Origin of the sequence: Pseudomonas sp. G1002 (genome assembly GCF_013385455.1) — a bacterium.
In the GTDB taxonomy this organism is placed as follows: Bacteria; Pseudomonadota; Gammaproteobacteria; order Pseudomonadales; family Pseudomonadaceae; genus Aquipseudomonas.
In genome coordinates this window covers 103,491-119,638 of sequence record NZ_JACAPY010000005.1, presented here as the reverse complement: position 1 = coordinate 119,638, position 16,148 = coordinate 103,491, and the positions used below count along the sequence as shown (strand labels likewise).

The window sequence follows — 16,148 nt, the reverse complement described above, 5'->3', positions numbered from 1 at the left end:
ATCAGTTGAACAAGCTGTAGAAGAATAGACGGATGCTATCCCACACGCGTCGGAAGATACCACCTTCGTCGACGGCGTCCAGAGCGATCAGATCGGCGCTGTGCACCACCTTGTCGTCCAGCTTCACTTCGACTTTACCAATCACATCGCCCTTGGCGATCGGTGCGACCAGTTGCGGGTTCATGGTCATGCTGGCAACCAGCTTCTTGAGCTGGCCTTTAGGCATGGTCAGGGTCAGGTCTTCAGCCAGGCCGGCCTTGACTTGATGGGTCGCGCCTTTCCATACAGGGGCTTGAGCCAGCTCGGTGCCTTTCTGGTAGAAGGTCTGGGTTTCGAAGAAACGGAAGCCATAGGTCAGCAGCTTTTGCGTCTCGGCCGCACGGGCCTGCTCGCTGTTGGTACCGAATACCACGGCAATCAGGCGCTGGCCGTCACGGACAGCGGACGACACCATGCAGTAGCCGGCTTCTTCGGTGTGGCCGGTTTTCAGGCCATCGACAGTCTTGTCACGCCACAGCAACAGGTTGCGGTTAGGCTGCTTGATGTTGTTCCAGAAGAACTCTTTCTGGGAGTAGATCGCGTAGTGCACCGGGTCGACACGAATGATCGCGCGAGCCAGGATCGCCATGTCGTGAGCCGACGAGTAGTGCTCAGGGTTCGGCAGGCCGGTCGGGTTCATGAAGTGGCTGTTGGTCATGCCCAGGTCGGCCACGGTTTTGTTCATCATGTCGGCGAACGCATCTTCGCTGCCGGCGATGTGCTCGGACAGGGCTACGCTGGCGTCGTTACCCGACTGGATGATGATGCCGTGCAGCAGGTCGCTGACGGTCACTTGCGAGCCGACCTTGATGAACATCCGCGAACCGCCGGTGCGCCAGGCGTTTTCGCTGACGGTCACCGGATCGTTTTCGCCGATCTGGCCGCGACGGATTTCCAGGGTCGCGATGTAGGCGGTCATCAGCTTGGTCAGGCTGGCTGGGGGCAGGCGCTGGTCACCGTTGTTCTCCACCAGCACGTTGCCGCTGGCGGCGTCCATCAGGACCCAGGCCTTGGCAGCCAGTTGCGGGGAAGCTGGCACCATTTCAACCGCCCAGGCGGCCGGGGTGATGATCAGCGAAAGAAGCAGGCACGTGCGTTTGGCTAAGGTGGTGATGTTCATCCGTCTCTCGAAATTGCTTATGGAAACTTGCCCTCGCGGGCAAAACTATTCAGACAGCCCGTCGCCAGACTGTCGCGTGTTCGGTTGCATGCCCACCCCTTGCCCCTGGGTTTTTATTGTTCAACGAGCCAACAACCAGGGCTCAAACCCGCATGCGAGCCTGAGCCATCAATCCTTTGTACTGCTTACTCGGCGGTGACCACGCTGGGTTGCCCCAGGTTGGCCAGGCGCACGCTGTTCTGCACTTGCGCAACTTCACTCGGCGAGCCGATCGGCCCCATGCGCACACGGTGCAGGGTCTGCTGGTTACGCACAATAGAGCTGATAAAGACTGGCGCGCTGACCATCCCGCTGAGCTTGGACCTTAGCAGCTCTGCCGCGTCCGGGTTGGCGAAAGCGCCGACTTGCAGGTACTGGCCGCCCACGGTAGAGGCTCCCGGTGCTGCATGCGGAATGACCACCGTGTCCGGGGCGTGCTGCGCCGGCGGCGGGGTCCACTGTTCGATCTTGCCGGCCGAGGCCGTGACTTGCGGTTGCGGGGTTTGCGGTTCGTTGAGCATCAACGGCGCCGGCTTGCCACGCTGGGCCCAGTACTGGGCCGGGTCGATACCTTCGACCTTCACCCGGGCGGTGCCGATTTCGGCATACCCGAGTTTCTTGGCGGCGGCGTAGGACAAGTCGATGATCCGGTCCGAATAGAACGGCCCACGGTCATTGACCCGCAGGATTACCGAGCGGTTGTTGTCCAGGTTGGTCACGCGTACATAGCTGGGCAGCGGCAGGGTCTTGTGCGCCGCGCTCATGCCGTACAGGTCATAGACTTCGCCGTTGGCGGTGTTCTGGCCGTGGAACTTGGTCCCGTACCAGGACGCCGTACCTGATTGCACGTAGGTCTTGGAGTCTTGCAGCGGAAAGTAGTTTTTGCCCAGCACGGTATAGGGGTTGGCCTTGTAAGGGCCGGTGTGCAGGGTCGGCGTGGCATCCGGGATCTTCGAAACATCCACATCCCACCACGGCGCGCCGTCTTTGTGGGCGCGGTTGATATCCAGCCCCGGCTGGGAGCGGATCGCCGTGCCAGCGGTTTTTTGCACCGGTGCACGACTGGTGGAGCAACTGACCACCAATAACGACAATGCGGCGTACGCCAACAGCTTCAGGGGTTTGTACATCGGTGATACCGGCATTACTTGACGCCCCGTGCTTGGACCAGCATGTCTGACAGTTGATGCACGGCCATGGCGTACATCACGCTGCGGTTATAACGCGTGATTGCGTAGAAATTCTTCAGGCCCATCCAGTATTCGGGGCCATTTTCGCCTTCGAGGCGGAACGCCGTCACCGGCATATCATCGCGTGGCGCATTCTGACTCGACCAGCCCAGCGCCCGCAACTCCCCGACCGTCTTGACCGGCTCGATACCCTGGGTCAGGCCTTCATCGGCGCGCTCACCGGTCACATCGGCGCGAATCACCACCGGCTCGCCGGCTACCCAGCCGTGACGCTTGAAATAGCTGGCGACGCTGCCGATGGCGTCATCGGGGTTGCTCCAGATATTGATATGGCCGTCGCCGTCAAAATCCACGGCGTAGGCGCGAAAGCTGCTCGGCATGAACTGCGGCAAGCCCATGGCCCCGGCGTAGGAGCCCTTGAGGGTCAACGGGTCGACCTGTTCTTCACGGGCCAACAACAGGAACTCGCGCAGCTCTTTGCGGAAGAATTCGGCGCGTGGCGGGTAGTCAAAGCCCAGGGTCGACAAGGCGTCGATCACCCGGTAGCTGCCGGTGTTGCGGCCGTAGAAGGTTTCGATGCCGATGATTGCCACGATCACCTGGGCCGGTACGCCGTATTCCTGCTCGGCGCGGGCCAGCACCGCTTCGTTCTGGCGCCAGAAGTCCACGCCCCGCGCCACGCGGGCGTCGGTCAGGAACATCGGGCGATATTCCTTCCACTGCTTCACGCGCTCGGCGGGCCGGGAGATGGCGTCGAGGATCGCCTGCTTGCGCTGGGCCTCGCGGAACACGCCCATCAGCTGTTCACCGGCGAAACCATAGTCACGGGTCATCTCACCGACAAACTCGGCGACCTGGGGCGAACCGTCGTAGTCGCCGGCCTGCGCTTCCTGCACAGCGGCTCCCAGCAGGCCCAACAGGCCCATCCAGGACACGTGCCGGGCAGCCCAGCCGCGCATTACTTGCATTGACATCTTCACCTTATTCAAACCTGTGCGATCCACTTACGATGGGTATGGATCGACATCAAAACCCCAAACGCTGACAGCAATGTCACCAGCGAAGTTCCGCCGTAGCTAATGAACGGCAACGGCACCCCAACCACCGGCAACAGGCCACTGACCATACCGATGTTGACGAAAACGTAAACAAAAAACGTCATGGTGAGGCTGCCGGCGAGCAATTTGCCAAACAGGGTTTGCGCCTGGGCAGTAATCACCAGGCCGCGCCCGATCAGCAGCAAGTAAATCAGCAACAGTGCGCAGATGCCCACCAGGCCGAACTCCTCGCCCATGACCGCGATAATGAAGTCGGTGTGGCTTTCCGGCAAAAAGTCCAGGTGCGACTGGGTGCCCAGCAGCCAGCCCTTGCCGAATACGCCGCCGGAACCGATGGCCGCCTTGGACTGGATGATGTTCCAGCCGGTGCCCAGCGGATCGCTCTCCGGGTCGAGGAACGTGAGGATTCGCTGCTTCTGGTAGTCGTGCATAAAGAAGAACCACATGGCCACGGCCACCGGCACGGCGGCGGCCAGCACGCTGAGGATCCAGCGCCAGCGCAGCCCCCCCATGAACAGCACGAACGCGCCGCCCGCCAGGATCAGCAGCGAGGTGCCGAGGTCGGGCTGGCGCACGATCAGGATAAACGGCACGCCGATCAATATCAGGCTGATGCCCACGTGCTTGAGCTGGGGCGGCAGTGTGCGTTTTGACAGGTACCAGGCGATGGTCGCAGGCATCAAAATCTTCATGAATTCCGACGGCTGGAAGCGAATCACCCCCGGGATGTTGATCCAGCGCGTCGCGCCCATGGCGTTGTGCCCCATGACATCCACCACCACCAGCAGCAACACGCCGGCGACATACCCCAGCGGCACCCAGCGCGCCATGAAGCGCGGCTCCAGCTGGGCGATCACCACCATCGACAACAGGCCCAGGCCAAACGACGACGCCTGTTTGATCAGCAAGTCCCAATTCTTGCCACTGGCCGAATACAACACGAACAGGCTGCCGGCGGCCAGGGTCAGCAGCAGGATCAGCAACGGGCCATCAATGTGCATGCGCTGCAGCAAAGTGGCGCGGCGGCGCATCACATCCTCGCTGGAGAGGATGCGGTCAAAATTACTCTTCAAGGGCCGTAGCCTCCACACTGGATGGGGTGCCGCCATATTCGGGCTTGAGCTTGCCGTCTTCGGTCAACAGCCAGGCATCCATGATCTGACGCACCACGGGCGCGGCCACGCCGGAACCGGATTCACCGTTCTCGACCATCACCGCCACGACGATCTTCGGGTTGTCGGCCGGAGCAAAGCCGACGAACAAGGCGTGGTCACGGTGGCGTTCCTGAACCTTGGAGCGGTCGTATTTCTCGCCCTGCTTGATCGCGACCACCTGGGCCGTACCGCTCTTGCCGGCAATCCGGTATTGCGCGCCGGCTGCCGCTTTACGAGCGGTACCCCGGGCGCCGTGCATCACTTGCTGCATGCCGTGGTTGACCTTGGTCCAGTCGGACGGGTCGCGCAGCACAATGTCGGGAATCGGGTTTTCGTCCACCGGGCGTTCGCCCTCGATGGTCTTGGCCAGGTGCGGGCGGTTCCACACACCCTTGTTGGCCACCAGCGCGGTGGCTTGGGCCAGTTGCAGCGGCGTGGCCTGCATGTAGCCCTGGCCGATCCCCAGGATCAGGGTTTCGCCCGGGAACCAAGCCTGGCGCCGCGTCGCACGCTTCCACTCGCGGGACGGCATCAGTCCCGGGGATTCTTCGAACATGTCCAGGGAGACTTTCTGACCAAGGCCGAACTTGCCCATGTAGGCCGACAGCCGATCAATCCCCAGCTTGTGGGCCAGGTCATAGAAGTAGGTGTCGTTGGAACGCATGATCGCCGTATCCAGGTCCACATAGCCGTCGCCGGTGCGGTTCCAGTTACGGTATTTGTGATCGTAGTTGGGCAGCATGTAGTAGCCGGGGTCGAACACCCGGCTCGACGCCGTGACCACGCCCGAGTCCAGGCCGGCAATCGCCACCGCCGGCTTGATGGTCGAGCCCGGCGGATACAGGCCGCGCAATACGCGGTTGAACAGCGGCCGGTCGATGGAATCACGCAGCTCGGCGTAGGCCTTGAAGCTGATCCCGGTGACAAACAGGTTGGGGTCAAAACTTGGCTGGCTGACCATCGCCAGCACTTCGCCAGTGCTCGGATCCAGTGCCACCACGGCACCCCGACGCCCGCCCAGGGCCATCTCCGCCGCTTCCTGCAACTTGATGTCCAGGCTCAGCACGATGTCCTTGCCGGGCACCGGGTCGGTACGCTTGAGCACCCGCAGCACGCGGCCACGGGCGTTGGTCTCGACTTCCTCGTACCCCACCTGGCCGTGCAGTTCCGGCTCGTAGAAACGCTCGATGCCGGTCTTGCCGATATGGTGGGTGCCGCTGTAGTTGACCGGGTCGAGGGTCTTCAGCTCTTTCTCGTTGATCCGGCCCATGTAGCCGACCGAATGCGCAAAGTGCGCCCCTTGCGGGTAGTGGCGAACCAACTGCGCCACCACTTCCACACCCGGCAGACGGAACTGGTTCACCGCGATCCGGGCGATCTGCTCTTCGGTCAGCTCGAACAGGATCGGCACCGGCTCAAACGGCCGGCGCCCCTGTTTCATGCGCTTTTCGAAAATCACCCGGTCTTCCGGCGTCAGTTGCAGCACCTCGACGATCACATCGAGGATCTGCTGCCAGTCACCGGAGCGTTCGCGGGTCATGCTCAGGCTGAAGCTGGGCCGGTTATCCGCTACCACCACGCCATTGCGGTCGAAAATCAGCCCACGGGTCGGCGGAATCGGCTGCACGTGCACCCGGTTGTTTTCCGACAATGTGGAGTGATAGTCGTACTGGATCACCTGCAGGAAATACAGGCGCGCAATCAGCACCCCCAGCAATGCCACTACCAAAATCGCGCCAAAGACCACCCGCGCGCGTACAAGACGTGCGTCTTTCTCGTGGTCCTTGATGCGGATCGGCTGGGTCATCAGGCAGGGCGCAGATTATTTGTGGTAAGGGTGCCCGGACAGAACTGTCCAGGCGCGATACAGCTGTTCACCGATCAGAATTCTTACCAGCGGGTGCGGCAGTGTCAGGGGCGACAGCGACCAGCGCTGGTCCGCCCGCGCGCACACTTCCGGCGCCAGCCCCTCGGGGCCGCCGACCATGAAGTTGACCGTGCGCGAATCCAGGCGCCAGCGATCCAGTTCCACCGCCAACTGCTCGGTGCTCCAGGGCTTGCCGTGCACTTCGAGGGTCACGATCCGCTCGTTGGGCCCGACCTTGGCCAGCATGGCTTCGCCTTCCTGACGGATAAAGCGGGCCACGTCGGCGTTCTTGCCCCGGGTATTGAGCGGTATTTCCACCAGTTCCAGCGCCAATTCGGATGGCAGGCGCTTGGCATATTCATGCCAGCCTTCTTCCACCCACTTGGGCATGCGTGAACCGACAGCGATCAGACGCAGGCGCACAGCCGTTCCTTATTCCTGGTCTTTGTTGAGCTTGTCGAAGTGCGCGTGGCCGACTTCAGGGCTGTGGTGCTTGCCATCGGCAGCACGGCTCTGCTCGGCGCCTTTCCACAGACGCTCCAGGTCGTAGAACTGACGGGCGTTGCTGGTCATCATGTGAACGATCACGTCGTCCATGTCCAGCAGTACCCAGTCGCTGTCGCCCTTGCCTTCTTCACCCAATGGCTTGACGCCCTGGGCTTTGACCGCTTCGCGAACCTTGTCCAGCATCGCGCCGATCTGGCGGTTGGAGGTACCGGTGGCGATGATCATGAAGTCGGTGATGCTCTGCTTGTCGCGCACGTCCAGGACCTGGATGTCCTGGGCCTTCACGTCTTCCAGGGCAGCCACGGCAACCTTCACCAGCTCTTCGCCGGCCAGCTCAGGGCCGGTGTGGGCTTCTACTGGCAGAGGAGCGCTCTTGAACGTGCCTTTGCGCTTAACTTTGCTTACGTCTTTGTTCGTCATATAAAACTCGTTTTGCTCGTATGTTCGGGCGCTCGCTGCACGACTGTTCGTGCGTTCAAGCGCGCCTTTTCAGTTCGACGCACGGTAAAGCCCGTGCGCATCGATGTAGGCCAGGACCGCGTCAGGCACCAGGAAACGTACCGACTTCCCGCTGGCCAGCAGTTGACGGATCTGGGTGGCAGACACCGCAAGCGGGGTTTGCCAGACGAATGCAATATTCCCGCTCGGCCCGGTCAGGGCCAAAGGGTCACTTACCGACCGCGCCGCCAGCAGGTTGCGCAAGGCATCCGGCGATTCTGCGTCGGCATCCGGGCGTTGCAGCACCAGGATGTGGCAATGCTGGAGCAACTCTTCCCAGCGATGCCAAGTGGGCAGGCCGCAAAACGCGTCCCAGCCCAAAAGTAGAAATAACTGGTCATCCGCGGCCAACTCGGCCCGCATCAGTTCCAGGGTGTCGACAGTGTAGGACGGTTTGTCGCGCTTGAGTTCGCGGTCGTCCACCACCAGCGGTGCAATGCCGGCCACAGCAAGGCGGACCATCTCCAGGCGCTGCTGCGCAGACACCTGCGGCGTATCGCGATGCGGCGGCCGGGCATTCGGTGCCAGGCGCAGTTCATCCAGCCCGAGGGCGTCCGCGACTTCCAGTGCACTGCGCAAATGGCCGATGTGCACGGGGTCGAAGGTGCCGCCGAGCAGCCCGATGCGTTTACCCATCAAGTGCGCACATGACCGTCACCGAACACCACGTACTTCTCGCTGGTCAGCCCTTCCAGGCCAACCGGGCCGCGTGCGTGGAGCTTGTCGGTGGAGATACCGATCTCCGCCCCCAGGCCGTACTCGAAGCCATCGGCAAAGCGCGTCGAGGCGTTGACCATCACCGAAGCGGAATCCACTTCGTTGAGGAAACGCCGGGCATCGCTGAAATGCTCGGTGACAATGGCGTCGGTGTGCTTGGAGCCGTATTGATTGATGTGCTCGATGGCCTGGTCCAGGTCGTCGACAATGCGGATCGACAGGATCGGCGCCGTGTATTCGGTGTACCAGTCCTGCTCGGTGGCCTCGATCACGTCGCTGCCGAGGATCGCCCGGGTACGCTCGCAACCACGCAGTTCAACGCCCTTGTCGCGGTAGATGGCAGCCAGCGGCGGCAGCACGCGATCGGCAATGCCGACGTGCACCAGCAGGGTTTCCATGGTGTTGCACGGGGCGTAGCGGTGAGTCTTGGCGTTGTCGGCAATGCGGATCGCCTTGTCGAGGTCGGCGGCGATGTCGATGAACACGTGGCAGACGCCGTCCAGGTGCTTGATAACTGGCACCTTGGCATCACGGCTCACGCGTTCGATCAGGCTCTTGCCACCCCGTGGCACGATCACGTCGACGAACTCAGGCATGGTGATCAGTGCGCCAACGGCGGCGCGGTCAGTGGTCTCGACCACTTGCACCACTTCGGCCGGCAGTTCAGCCACGGCCAGGCCCTGCTGAATGCACGCGGCGATGGCACGGTTGGAATTGATGGCCTCGGAACCGCCCCGCAGGATGGTGGCGTTGCCCGACTTGAGGCACAGGCTCGCGGCGTCGATGGTCACGTTCGGGCGCGACTCATAGATGATGCCGATCACGCCCAGGGGCACGCGCATCTTGCCGACTTGAATGCCGGAGGGCAGGTAGCGCATGTCGCGGATTTCACCGATGGGGTCAGGCAGCTTGGCCACCTGACGCAAGCCTTCGATCATGTCGTCGATCCGCGCCGGCGTCAGCGCCAGGCGATCCAGCAATGCAGGCTCCAGGCCATTGGCGCGACCGTTGGCCAAATCCTGTTCATTGGCGGCGCTCAGCTCGGAGCGCGAAGCATCCAGAGCGTCGGCGGCCGCCAGCAAGGCGCGGTTCTTCTGCGCAGTGCTCGCACGGGCGATCAACCGCGAGGCCTGACGGGCAGCGCGACCCAGGCGGGTCATGTAGTCAAGAACGGACTCAGTCATGGTCTGGTGGGGTCTTGGCAAAGAGGAAAGCGGCAGATTATAGCTGTGACGCCGTCCTACGGACAGCGGTGAGGGGCGGATGGTCGAAATGAACTGTAAAAACCCGACGTTCAGCGGGAATTAAGGCTGGAGTTGTTATCATCCTGTCACATTTAGCCGTATTACCTTTGATCGCCATGTCCAGTTTCTCGCCGCTGCCCCCCGCCAACGCCCTGCCCGACGGCTTTTTCGACCGTGACGCGCAACTGCTCGCGCGCGAATTGCTCGGAAAAGTCATTCGCCATCGTGTTGGTGATTTGTGGCTGTCGGCACGAATTATCGAAACCGAAGCGTATTACCTCGCCGAAAAAGGCAGCCACGCGTCCTTGGGCTACACAGAAAAGCGTAAGGCTTTGTTTCTGGATGGCGGGCACATCTATATGTACTACGCCCGTGGCGGTGATTCGCTGAACTTCAGCGCCCACGGTCCGGGCAATGCGGTGCTGATCAAATCAGCCTATCCGTGGGTCGACGAAGTCTCCGGCCCGGCCAGCCTGGCGCAGATGCTGCTGAATAACCCGGACGCCAGCGGCAGGCCACGACCCTCGCAAAAGCTGTGCGCCGGCCAGACCTTGCTGTGCAAGGCGCTGGGTTTGAAGGTGCCGATGTGGGACGCCAAGCGCTTTGACCAGGAACTGCTCTACGTGGAAGACGTAGGGCTGGCGCCAGCGCAGATCATCCAGACCACCCGCCTGGGCATTCCCGGTGGGCGCGATGAACACCTGATGTACCGCTTCGTCGATGCCGGTTATGCGCCGTATTGCACACGGAACCCGCTGCGCCGGGGCCAGGTCGAAGGCCGCGACTATTTTTTGATTTGAAAACATACATAAACCTGTAGGAGCCCGGCGTGCCGGCGATAGCGGACCCAAGGACGCCATCGCCGGCAAGCCGAGCTCCCACAAGGACGATCTACAAAAGGGAGTTGATTGTATGGGCCCATGGCTCGATAGCATTACCGGCTGGCTGACCCTGAACCCGCAATGGCTGGCCGTGTCGGTGTTTATCGTGGCGTGCGTGGAGTGCCTGGCCATTGCCGGCCTGATCGTACCTGGCACGGTATTGCTGTTTGCCATCGCCGCCCTGGCCGGCAGCGGCGCACTGTCACTGGGAGAAACCCTGTTGCTGGGCTTCCTCGGCGGCGTGCTGGGCGATGTTGTTTCCTACTTCCTCGGTCGCCATTTCCACCAGAACATCCGGCGCCTTCCCGGCCTGCGGCATCACCCGGAATGGATGAGCGGCGCCGAGGCTTACTTCCAGAAGTACGGCATCGCCAGCCTGTTGGTAGGCCGCTTCATTGGCCCGCTGCGGCCGATGTTGCCGATGGTTGCGGGCATGTGCGACATGCCCTTCCCGCGTTTTGCCGCCGTGAGCCTGCTGGCCGGTGCAGGCTGGTCGGTGGCGTATCTGTTGCCGGGCTGGGCCACCGGCGCGGCCTTCCGCTTGCCATTGCCCGAAGGCTTCTGGCCAGAGGCCGGGATTGTCGCCGCCTGTCTCGCAGTGTTGATCGGCGTAAGCCTCAACAGCAGCCTGCGCGGCCATCGGCGCGCCACCCTATGGATTGGCTGCATCGGCGGCACACTGTTGATCGCGTTGTTTATCGGCTATCCCTACCTCAACGACTTTGACCAGGGCTTGATGGCACTGGTGCAGGAACACCGCGGCCCGGCGATCGACCGGGCGATGGTGATGGTGACCCAGCTCGGCGAGTTCAAGAAGATGTTTGTCGCCAGCGCGGTGCTGACCGGCCTGCTGGTGGTGGCGCGGCAATGGCGCCAGGCAATCTTTGTCGGCGCCACCCTGCTGGGCGCGGCGCTGATCAATACCGGGACCAAGCTGTTTTTTGCGCGGATGCGCCCCGAAGTGCTGACCGACCCGCTCACCAGCTTCAGCATGCCCAGCGGCCATGCGTCCGGCTCGTTTGCATTCTTCCTGGCCTTGGCAGTGCTTGCCGGTCGCGGTCAACCGACACGACTGCGCCTGACCTGGCTGGTACTTGGCTGCATTCCCGCCGCCACCATCGCGATTTCCCGGGTGTACCTGGGTGCACACTGGCCGACGGACATCCTGGCCGGCACCCTGCTGGCAATGACGGTGTGCGCCTTCAGCCTGACGTTAAGCCAGCACCGCAGCCTGTTGCCACCGATGCCGCCGAGAGTCTGGTGGCTGATCCTGCCGGTGTGTGGCGCGGTGCTCGGGTTCATTGCGTTTACCGGCACTTCCCACGCGCTGCTGAGGTATGCCTACTAGGCAGGCCCCAGCCAATCCAGGGGTGCAGCGCGGCGTTCGACGCTGCGCTCGCGCCGCTCCAGAAGCATTTCGTCAGCCATCTCCGCGGCGCGTTCGGCGATGTACTCCGCGCCGCGACCGTCGTTCATATGAAGAATTTGCGTGGTGACGGCCATAAAAAACGCATCCCACACGACTTGCTCCGATTGCGAAAGCCGAATCATCCTTTCCCCCTGATCATCGTTACGTGACTGCCAACTATTTCAGGCAACGGGATCAGGACAACCACGGAAAATCTGAAGACCGGGAAGGACAAGTCCGAGTGACACTCGCGGGTCAGGTGAACAGCTCGCCCTGCAACTCATCCAGCAGCAACTGGATCGCGTCCAGGCGCTGTTGCGGGTCATCGAGTTGCAACAGGTCGATCTTGTCGGCCTCGGTAAAGGGCAGCAGATAGGCCAACTGATTGCCCAGGGCTTGCTGTCCATCGGCGTGGGTGCCCATATCCAGGGACGCCACCATCGGATGCTCGGCCAGGGCATGAAGCAACGCCAGCAAGTCAGCGTCTTCCTCTTCCAGCGGTTGCTCGGGATGCTCGTGCAGCCATTGCACCTCGGCCACCAGTAACTGGTCCTTCTGCACACCGGCATCACGCACGCGGAAACGCCGGCCACCCTCGACCCGAATCCCCAGCAGGCCATTGTCCTGCTGCTTGAAGTCGCGGATCAGCGCCTCGCAGCCAATCAACGCATAGCCATCCGGCGCCAGCCCCACTTCCTTGCCGTCGAGGATGCACACCACGCCAAAGCTTTCGCCCTTTTTCATGCAGCGGCTGATCATGTCCAGGTAACGCGCCTCGAACAGCTGCAGGTCGAGGGTGCACCCGGGAAACAGCACGGTATTGAGCGGGAAAAGCGCCAGACTCATAAAGGTTTCCTTAAACCCGACTTAAATAACCAGCGACACGGCCAACGGCAGGAACACCGCCGTGGCCACGCCCATCAGACTCATGGCCAGCGCCGCAAAGGCGCCGGTCTCTTCGCTTTCCTGCAAGGCCACCGACGTACCTACGGCGTGGGCGGTCATGCCCAGCGCCATACCGCGCGCTTCGGGGCTGTGCACGCCCAACCGTGACAGATACGCCGGACCGATCATCGCGCCGATCACCCCGGTGATCAGCACGAACACCGCCGCCAATGCCGCCACGCCGCCGATCTGCTCGGCCACCAGCATCGCAATCGGTGAGGTCACGGACTTGGGTGCCATGGTCATCAGCATCATGTGTTCGGCGCCAAACCACCAGCCCAACAGCACGCACAGGCCGGTGGCCAATACGCCTCCCACCACCAGCGTAGTAAAAATCGGCCAGAACAATTGGCGAATTCGTCGCAGATTCAGGTAAAGCGGCACCGCCAGGGCTACCGTCGCCGGGCCCAGCAGGATGCTCATGATCTCGGTGCTCTTGCGGTACTCGACGTACGTCAGGCCACAGCCGAGCAACACGCCGATCACCAACAGCATCGACACCAGCACCGGTTGCAGGAAAATCCAGCGGGTTTTCTCGAAACCGGCCAGCACCAGTTGATAGGCGCCGAGGGTGATGCCGATGCCGAACAACGGGTGATGAATCACGGCGGCCCAGGCGCCCTGCCAGTCCAGTGTCATTGGCCGTCCTCCCGCTGCGCCTGGCGCTTGACCAGTTTCTGCATCAGCACGCCGACAAAGCCCATGGCGATCACCAGCGACAACACCAGCGCGCCGACGATGGCCCAGAAGTCGGCGGCGATGTCCTTGGCATACACCATAACGCCGACCGCAGGCGGCACCAGCAGCAATGGCAAATAACGCAGCAGGCTGCTGGCCGCCAGGTTCAGGGGTTCACCGACTTCGCCGCGCCACACCAGGAAGGCCAGCATCAGCAGCAGCCCGATAATCGGCCCCGGCAGCACCGGGACAAACAAATGATTGATCGCCGTGCCGAGTAATTGAAACAGCACCAGCCATGTCAGACCGCGTAACAGCATCCGTTCTTCCCCCCCAAAGCGTGTCGGCATTATAAGCACGCTGCCTCTATGGAGCGGCATTCGCCAAAAGCATGGTGGGTTGACCGGGCCAAGTGCCCGTGATGATCTACATTGGTTCTCTGGACCTGTCCAAAACTACAAAAACGATGAAGCCAACCGAGCAAAGAAGGAGAGTCGCAATGCCCTCAGTACCCGTAGCGCAACTCAAAGAATATGTCGGCAAGGAACTGGGACGTTCTGCATGGCTCACCATCGACCAGGAACGTATCAACCTGTTCGCGGAAGCCACCGGCGATTTTCAGTTCATCCACGTCGACCCGGTGAAAGCCGCCCAGACCCCGTTTGGCGGCACCATCGCCCACGGTTTCCTGTCGCTGTCGCTGATACCCAAGCTGATCGAAGACATCCTGATCATGCCCGAAGGCCTGAAGATGGCGGTCAACTATGGCCTGGACAGCGTGCGCTTCATCCAGCCCGTGAAGGTCGACTCCAGGGTGCGCCTGGCTGTGACCCTGACCGACGCCACCGAGAAAAAACCTGGGCAATGGTTGCTTAAAGCCACCTGCACCCTGGAAATCGATGGCCAGGAAAAACCGGCCTACATTGCAGAATCGTTGTCACTCTGCTTCGTCTGAAACCTGGCTGTGGTGAGCCCGTCCGCTCACCACAATTCATGTAAATTTATGTATAGATCTCGCAGCTGCGGCATACTCGGCGCTCAATTATCCGGATCCCGCTATGCGCCCACTCGCTCCCCTTGCTCTTGTCCTGTTGCTCACCGCGTGCGGCGACGGCGAATCGCTGTTGCCGCCCGATGCGCGGCTGCCCGATGGCGGTCGTTACCGTGGCGATGTGGTCAATGGCTTGCTGCAAGGCCAGGGCCGGGTGGATTACCCCAATGGCAGTTGGTACGCGGGCCAGTTCGATAAAGGCCAGTGGCACGGCCAGGGCGAATGGCATGGCAGCAACGGCGAGGTCTATAAAGGCCAGTTCCAGCAGGGCCTGTTCGACGGCCAGGGCAGCCTGACCACGTCGGGCAACAGCTACGTCGGCGGTTTCAAACAAGGTAAGCGCAACGGCGAAGGCACCCTCAAAGAGGGGCAGATGACCTATCGCGGCGAATTCAAGGACGACCAGTATTCCGGCCTCGGCCGCCTCGAGCTGGCCGACGGCAGCCAGTACCAGGGCCAGTTCGCCCACGGCAAGCCCAACGGCGAAGGCCAGCGCAACGACGACAGCGGCAACCAGTTCAGCGGCCGCTTCGTCGATGGCCAGCTGGAGGGCAACGGCACCTTCAACAGCGCCGACGGCGACATGTACATCGGCCATTTCAAACAAAACCAGCTCAACGGCAAGGGCCGCTACGAAAACGCCGACGGCGACGTATGGATCGGCGAATTCAAGGAAGGCGCCCTCAGCGGCAAGGGCGAACTGATCGGCGTCGATGGCAGCCACTACGTCGGCCAGTTCGTCGACTGGCGCTTCACAGGCACAGGCCGCCTGAACCTCACCGACGGCAGCTTCTATATTGGTGGCTTCGACAGCGACAGCTATCAAGGTCGCGGCACTTTGGTGCTCACCGACGGCACCGTGCAGGCCGGCACCTGGGTCAACGGCATGCGCGTGCGCGACGCCGAGGGCAAATTGTTGCCTGACCCGCTGGAAATCGGCCTGTTTGCCCAGGGCCACTTGCTGGATGCCGCCCTCGCCGCCGTGCCCGCGTCCAAATCGGGGGTGGAGCTGTACACCCTGGTGGTGGCCGGCGACGGCAAACAAAGCGTGTTCCTGCGCGAAGCCGACTACGTCAGCAACATGCTCGCCACACGCTTCGGCGCCTACGGCCAGATCCGCCTGGTGAACCATCGCGACCATATTGCCGACCGCCCGATGGCCACTCGCGAAAGCCTGCGCCGCGCAGTCCAGACCTTGGCCGAACGCAGTGGCCCGCAAGACCTGGTGTTTATCTACCTGACCAGCCACGGCACTCACGAGCACGAACTGGTGCTCGACCAGCCGCGCATGGAGCTGGCCGACCTGCCGGCCGATGAGCTGGCCGCCGTGCTGGCACCGCTGAAGAACCGCGACAAGATCATCGTGATTTCGGCCTGCTACTCCGGCGGGTTCATCCCGGCCCTGAAGGACGAACACACCCTGATCATGACCGCCTCGCGCGCCGATCGTGTGTCGTTCGGCTGCTCCGAAGAGGCCGACTTCACCTACTTCGGCGACGCCCTCTTCGCCCATGCCTTCAACCAGACCGACGACTTGCAGCAAGCCTTCAAGCTGGCACAGACCCACGTGGCCGAACGCGAACAGGCGGACAACTTCGAAGCCTCCGAACCGCAGATCTGGGCCCCCAAAGGCGTAATCGCCCATTGGCAATTATTACGCAAACAGCAGGCACGAAAGGCGCTCGAAAGCGTCTCAATGAATAGCAAGGAAGCCAAGAGCAACTAAGCTGAATCTGTATCAAGGGGGAAACA

Annotated in this window: 17 protein-coding genes; 4 read left to right on the top strand and 13 right to left on the bottom strand. The window is 62.0% G+C overall.

Going from position 1 to position 16,148, the window contains the following annotated elements; genetic code table 11:
* Nucleotide 1: 1 nt before the first annotated feature.
* The 9 genes from HX801_RS02370 to HX801_RS02330 form a co-directional block, all read right to left on the bottom strand.
* Nucleotides 2–1,159 (bottom strand): D-alanyl-D-alanine carboxypeptidase family protein, encoded by a 1,158-nt coding sequence (locus tag HX801_RS02370; RefSeq protein ID WP_003215437.1) that lies wholly within the window; start codon nt 1,157–1,159, stop codon nt 2–4.
* 185 nt (nt 1,160–1,344) lie between these two features.
* Entirely contained in the window at nt 1,345–2,343 is a 999-nt protein-coding gene (locus tag HX801_RS02365; protein ID WP_003215436.1) for a septal ring lytic transglycosylase RlpA family protein, read from the bottom strand.
* Nucleotides 2,343–3,356 (bottom strand): lytic murein transglycosylase B, encoded by a 1,014-nt coding sequence (mltB, locus tag HX801_RS02360; RefSeq protein WP_177021488.1) that lies wholly within the window; start codon nt 3,354–3,356, stop codon nt 2,343–2,345. Before mltB ends, HX801_RS02365 begins: the two co-directional genes overlap by 1 nt.
* A gap of 17 nt (nt 3,357–3,373) precedes the next feature.
* Nucleotides 3,374–4,477, bottom strand: a complete 1,104-nt coding sequence (gene rodA / locus HX801_RS02355) for a rod shape-determining protein RodA (RefSeq protein ID WP_050442794.1) — start codon at nt 4,475–4,477, stop codon at nt 3,374–3,376.
* Between the two features lie 31 nt (nt 4,478–4,508).
* On the bottom strand, nt 4,509–6,407 hold the full coding sequence (gene mrdA, locus HX801_RS02350) for a penicillin-binding protein 2 (RefSeq protein WP_003215433.1): 1,899 nt from the start codon (nt 6,405–6,407) through the stop codon (nt 4,509–4,511).
* Nucleotides 6,408–6,422: 15 nt separating this feature from the next.
* Entirely contained in the window at nt 6,423–6,890 is a 468-nt protein-coding gene (gene rlmH / locus HX801_RS02345) for a 23S rRNA (pseudouridine(1915)-N(3))-methyltransferase RlmH (RefSeq protein WP_003185785.1), read from the bottom strand.
* Nucleotides 6,891–6,899: 9 nt separating this feature from the next.
* On the bottom strand, nt 6,900–7,394 hold the full coding sequence (gene rsfS, locus HX801_RS02340; protein ID WP_003215432.1) for a ribosome silencing factor: 495 nt from the start codon (nt 7,392–7,394) through the stop codon (nt 6,900–6,902).
* Between the two features lie 69 nt (nt 7,395–7,463).
* A complete protein-coding gene (nadD, locus tag HX801_RS02335) occupies nt 7,464–8,108 on the bottom strand; it encodes a nicotinate-nucleotide adenylyltransferase (protein WP_003215431.1) in 645 nt (214 codons plus the stop codon).
* Entirely contained in the window at nt 8,108–9,373 is a 1,266-nt protein-coding gene (locus HX801_RS02330; RefSeq protein ID WP_003215430.1) for a glutamate-5-semialdehyde dehydrogenase, read from the bottom strand. The genes nadD and HX801_RS02330 overlap by 1 nt, the downstream gene beginning before the upstream one ends.
* A 176-nt stretch (nt 9,374–9,549) precedes the next feature.
* Here HX801_RS02330 and HX801_RS02325 point away from each other — a divergent pair, with 176 nt between their 5' ends.
* Nucleotides 9,550–10,233: a DNA-3-methyladenine glycosylase gene (locus HX801_RS02325; RefSeq protein ID WP_003215429.1), complete on the top strand. Its 684-nt coding sequence runs from the start codon at nt 9,550–9,552 to the stop codon at nt 10,231–10,233.
* Between the two features lie 112 nt (nt 10,234–10,345).
* The gene (locus tag HX801_RS02320; protein WP_177021487.1) at nt 10,346–11,662 is read left to right on the top strand and encodes a bifunctional DedA family/phosphatase PAP2 family protein; all 1,317 of its coding nucleotides are present in this window, start codon (nt 10,346–10,348) and stop codon (nt 11,660–11,662) included.
* Here HX801_RS02320 and HX801_RS02315 read toward each other — a convergent pair.
* The 4 genes from HX801_RS02315 to HX801_RS02300 all read right to left on the bottom strand — a co-directional run bounded on the left by HX801_RS02315 (nt 11,659) and on the right by HX801_RS02300 (nt 13,665).
* Nucleotides 11,659–11,865: a hypothetical protein gene (locus HX801_RS02315; RefSeq protein WP_003215427.1), complete on the bottom strand. Its 207-nt coding sequence runs from the start codon at nt 11,863–11,865 to the stop codon at nt 11,659–11,661. The two genes, HX801_RS02320 and HX801_RS02315, sit on opposite strands and share 4 nt — an antisense overlap.
* A 112-nt stretch (nt 11,866–11,977) precedes the next feature.
* On the bottom strand, nt 11,978–12,568 hold the full coding sequence (locus HX801_RS02310) for an LON peptidase substrate-binding domain-containing protein (RefSeq protein WP_003215426.1): 591 nt from the start codon (nt 12,566–12,568) through the stop codon (nt 11,978–11,980).
* Nucleotides 12,569–12,589: 21 nt separating this feature from the next.
* A complete protein-coding gene (locus HX801_RS02305; protein ID WP_003215425.1) occupies nt 12,590–13,306 on the bottom strand; it encodes an LrgB family protein in 717 nt (238 codons plus the stop codon).
* The gene (locus tag HX801_RS02300; protein WP_008436537.1) at nt 13,303–13,665 is read right to left on the bottom strand and encodes a CidA/LrgA family protein; all 363 of its coding nucleotides are present in this window, start codon (nt 13,663–13,665) and stop codon (nt 13,303–13,305) included. The genes HX801_RS02305 and HX801_RS02300 overlap by 4 nt, the downstream gene beginning before the upstream one ends.
* A gap of 179 nt (nt 13,666–13,844) precedes the next feature.
* Between HX801_RS02300 and HX801_RS02295 the strand changes: the two genes are divergently transcribed.
* Nucleotides 13,845–14,300, top strand: a complete 456-nt coding sequence (locus HX801_RS02295; protein WP_003215423.1) for a MaoC family dehydratase — start codon at nt 13,845–13,847, stop codon at nt 14,298–14,300.
* Between the two features lie 103 nt (nt 14,301–14,403).
* Nucleotides 14,404–16,122, top strand: a complete 1,719-nt coding sequence (locus HX801_RS02290; RefSeq protein WP_177021486.1) for a C13 family peptidase — start codon at nt 14,404–14,406, stop codon at nt 16,120–16,122.
* The last annotated feature ends 26 nt before the right edge of the window (nt 16,123–16,148 follow it).

Coding starts and splice junctions, on each gene's coding strand:
- nadD (WP_003215431.1), bottom strand. CDS start 8,108: ATGGGTAAACGCATCGGGCTGCTCGGCGGCACCTTCGACCCCGTGCAC.
- HX801_RS02290 (WP_177021486.1), top strand. CDS start 14,404: ATGCGCCCACTCGCTCCCCTTGCTCTTGTCCTGTTGCTCACCGCGTGC.
- HX801_RS02320 (WP_177021487.1), top strand. CDS start 10,346: ATGGGCCCATGGCTCGATAGCATTACCGGCTGGCTGACCCTGAACCCG.
- rodA (WP_050442794.1), bottom strand. CDS start 4,477: ATGCGCCGCCGCGCCACTTTGCTGCAGCGCATGCACATTGATGGCCCG.
- HX801_RS02295 (WP_003215423.1), top strand. CDS start 13,845: ATGCCCTCAGTACCCGTAGCGCAACTCAAAGAATATGTCGGCAAGGAA.
- HX801_RS02370 (WP_003215437.1), bottom strand. CDS start 1,159: ATGAACATCACCACCTTAGCCAAACGCACGTGCCTGCTTCTTTCGCTG.
- HX801_RS02325 (WP_003215429.1), top strand. CDS start 9,550: ATGTCCAGTTTCTCGCCGCTGCCCCCCGCCAACGCCCTGCCCGACGGC.
- HX801_RS02365 (WP_003215436.1), bottom strand. CDS start 2,343: ATGCCGGTATCACCGATGTACAAACCCCTGAAGCTGTTGGCGTACGCC.
- HX801_RS02330 (WP_003215430.1), bottom strand. CDS start 9,373: ATGACTGAGTCCGTTCTTGACTACATGACCCGCCTGGGTCGCGCTGCC.
- mltB (WP_177021488.1), bottom strand. CDS start 3,356: ATGCAAGTAATGCGCGGCTGGGCTGCCCGGCACGTGTCCTGGATGGGC.
- HX801_RS02315 (WP_003215427.1), bottom strand. CDS start 11,865: ATGATTCGGCTTTCGCAATCGGAGCAAGTCGTGTGGGATGCGTTTTTT.
- mrdA (WP_003215433.1), bottom strand. CDS start 6,407: ATGACCCAGCCGATCCGCATCAAGGACCACGAGAAAGACGCACGTCTT.
- rsfS (WP_003215432.1), bottom strand. CDS start 7,394: ATGACGAACAAAGACGTAAGCAAAGTTAAGCGCAAAGGCACGTTCAAG.
- HX801_RS02300 (WP_008436537.1), bottom strand. CDS start 13,665: ATGCTGTTACGCGGTCTGACATGGCTGGTGCTGTTTCAATTACTCGGC.
- HX801_RS02310 (WP_003215426.1), bottom strand. CDS start 12,568: ATGAGTCTGGCGCTTTTCCCGCTCAATACCGTGCTGTTTCCCGGGTGC.
- HX801_RS02305 (WP_003215425.1), bottom strand. CDS start 13,306: ATGACACTGGACTGGCAGGGCGCCTGGGCCGCCGTGATTCATCACCCG.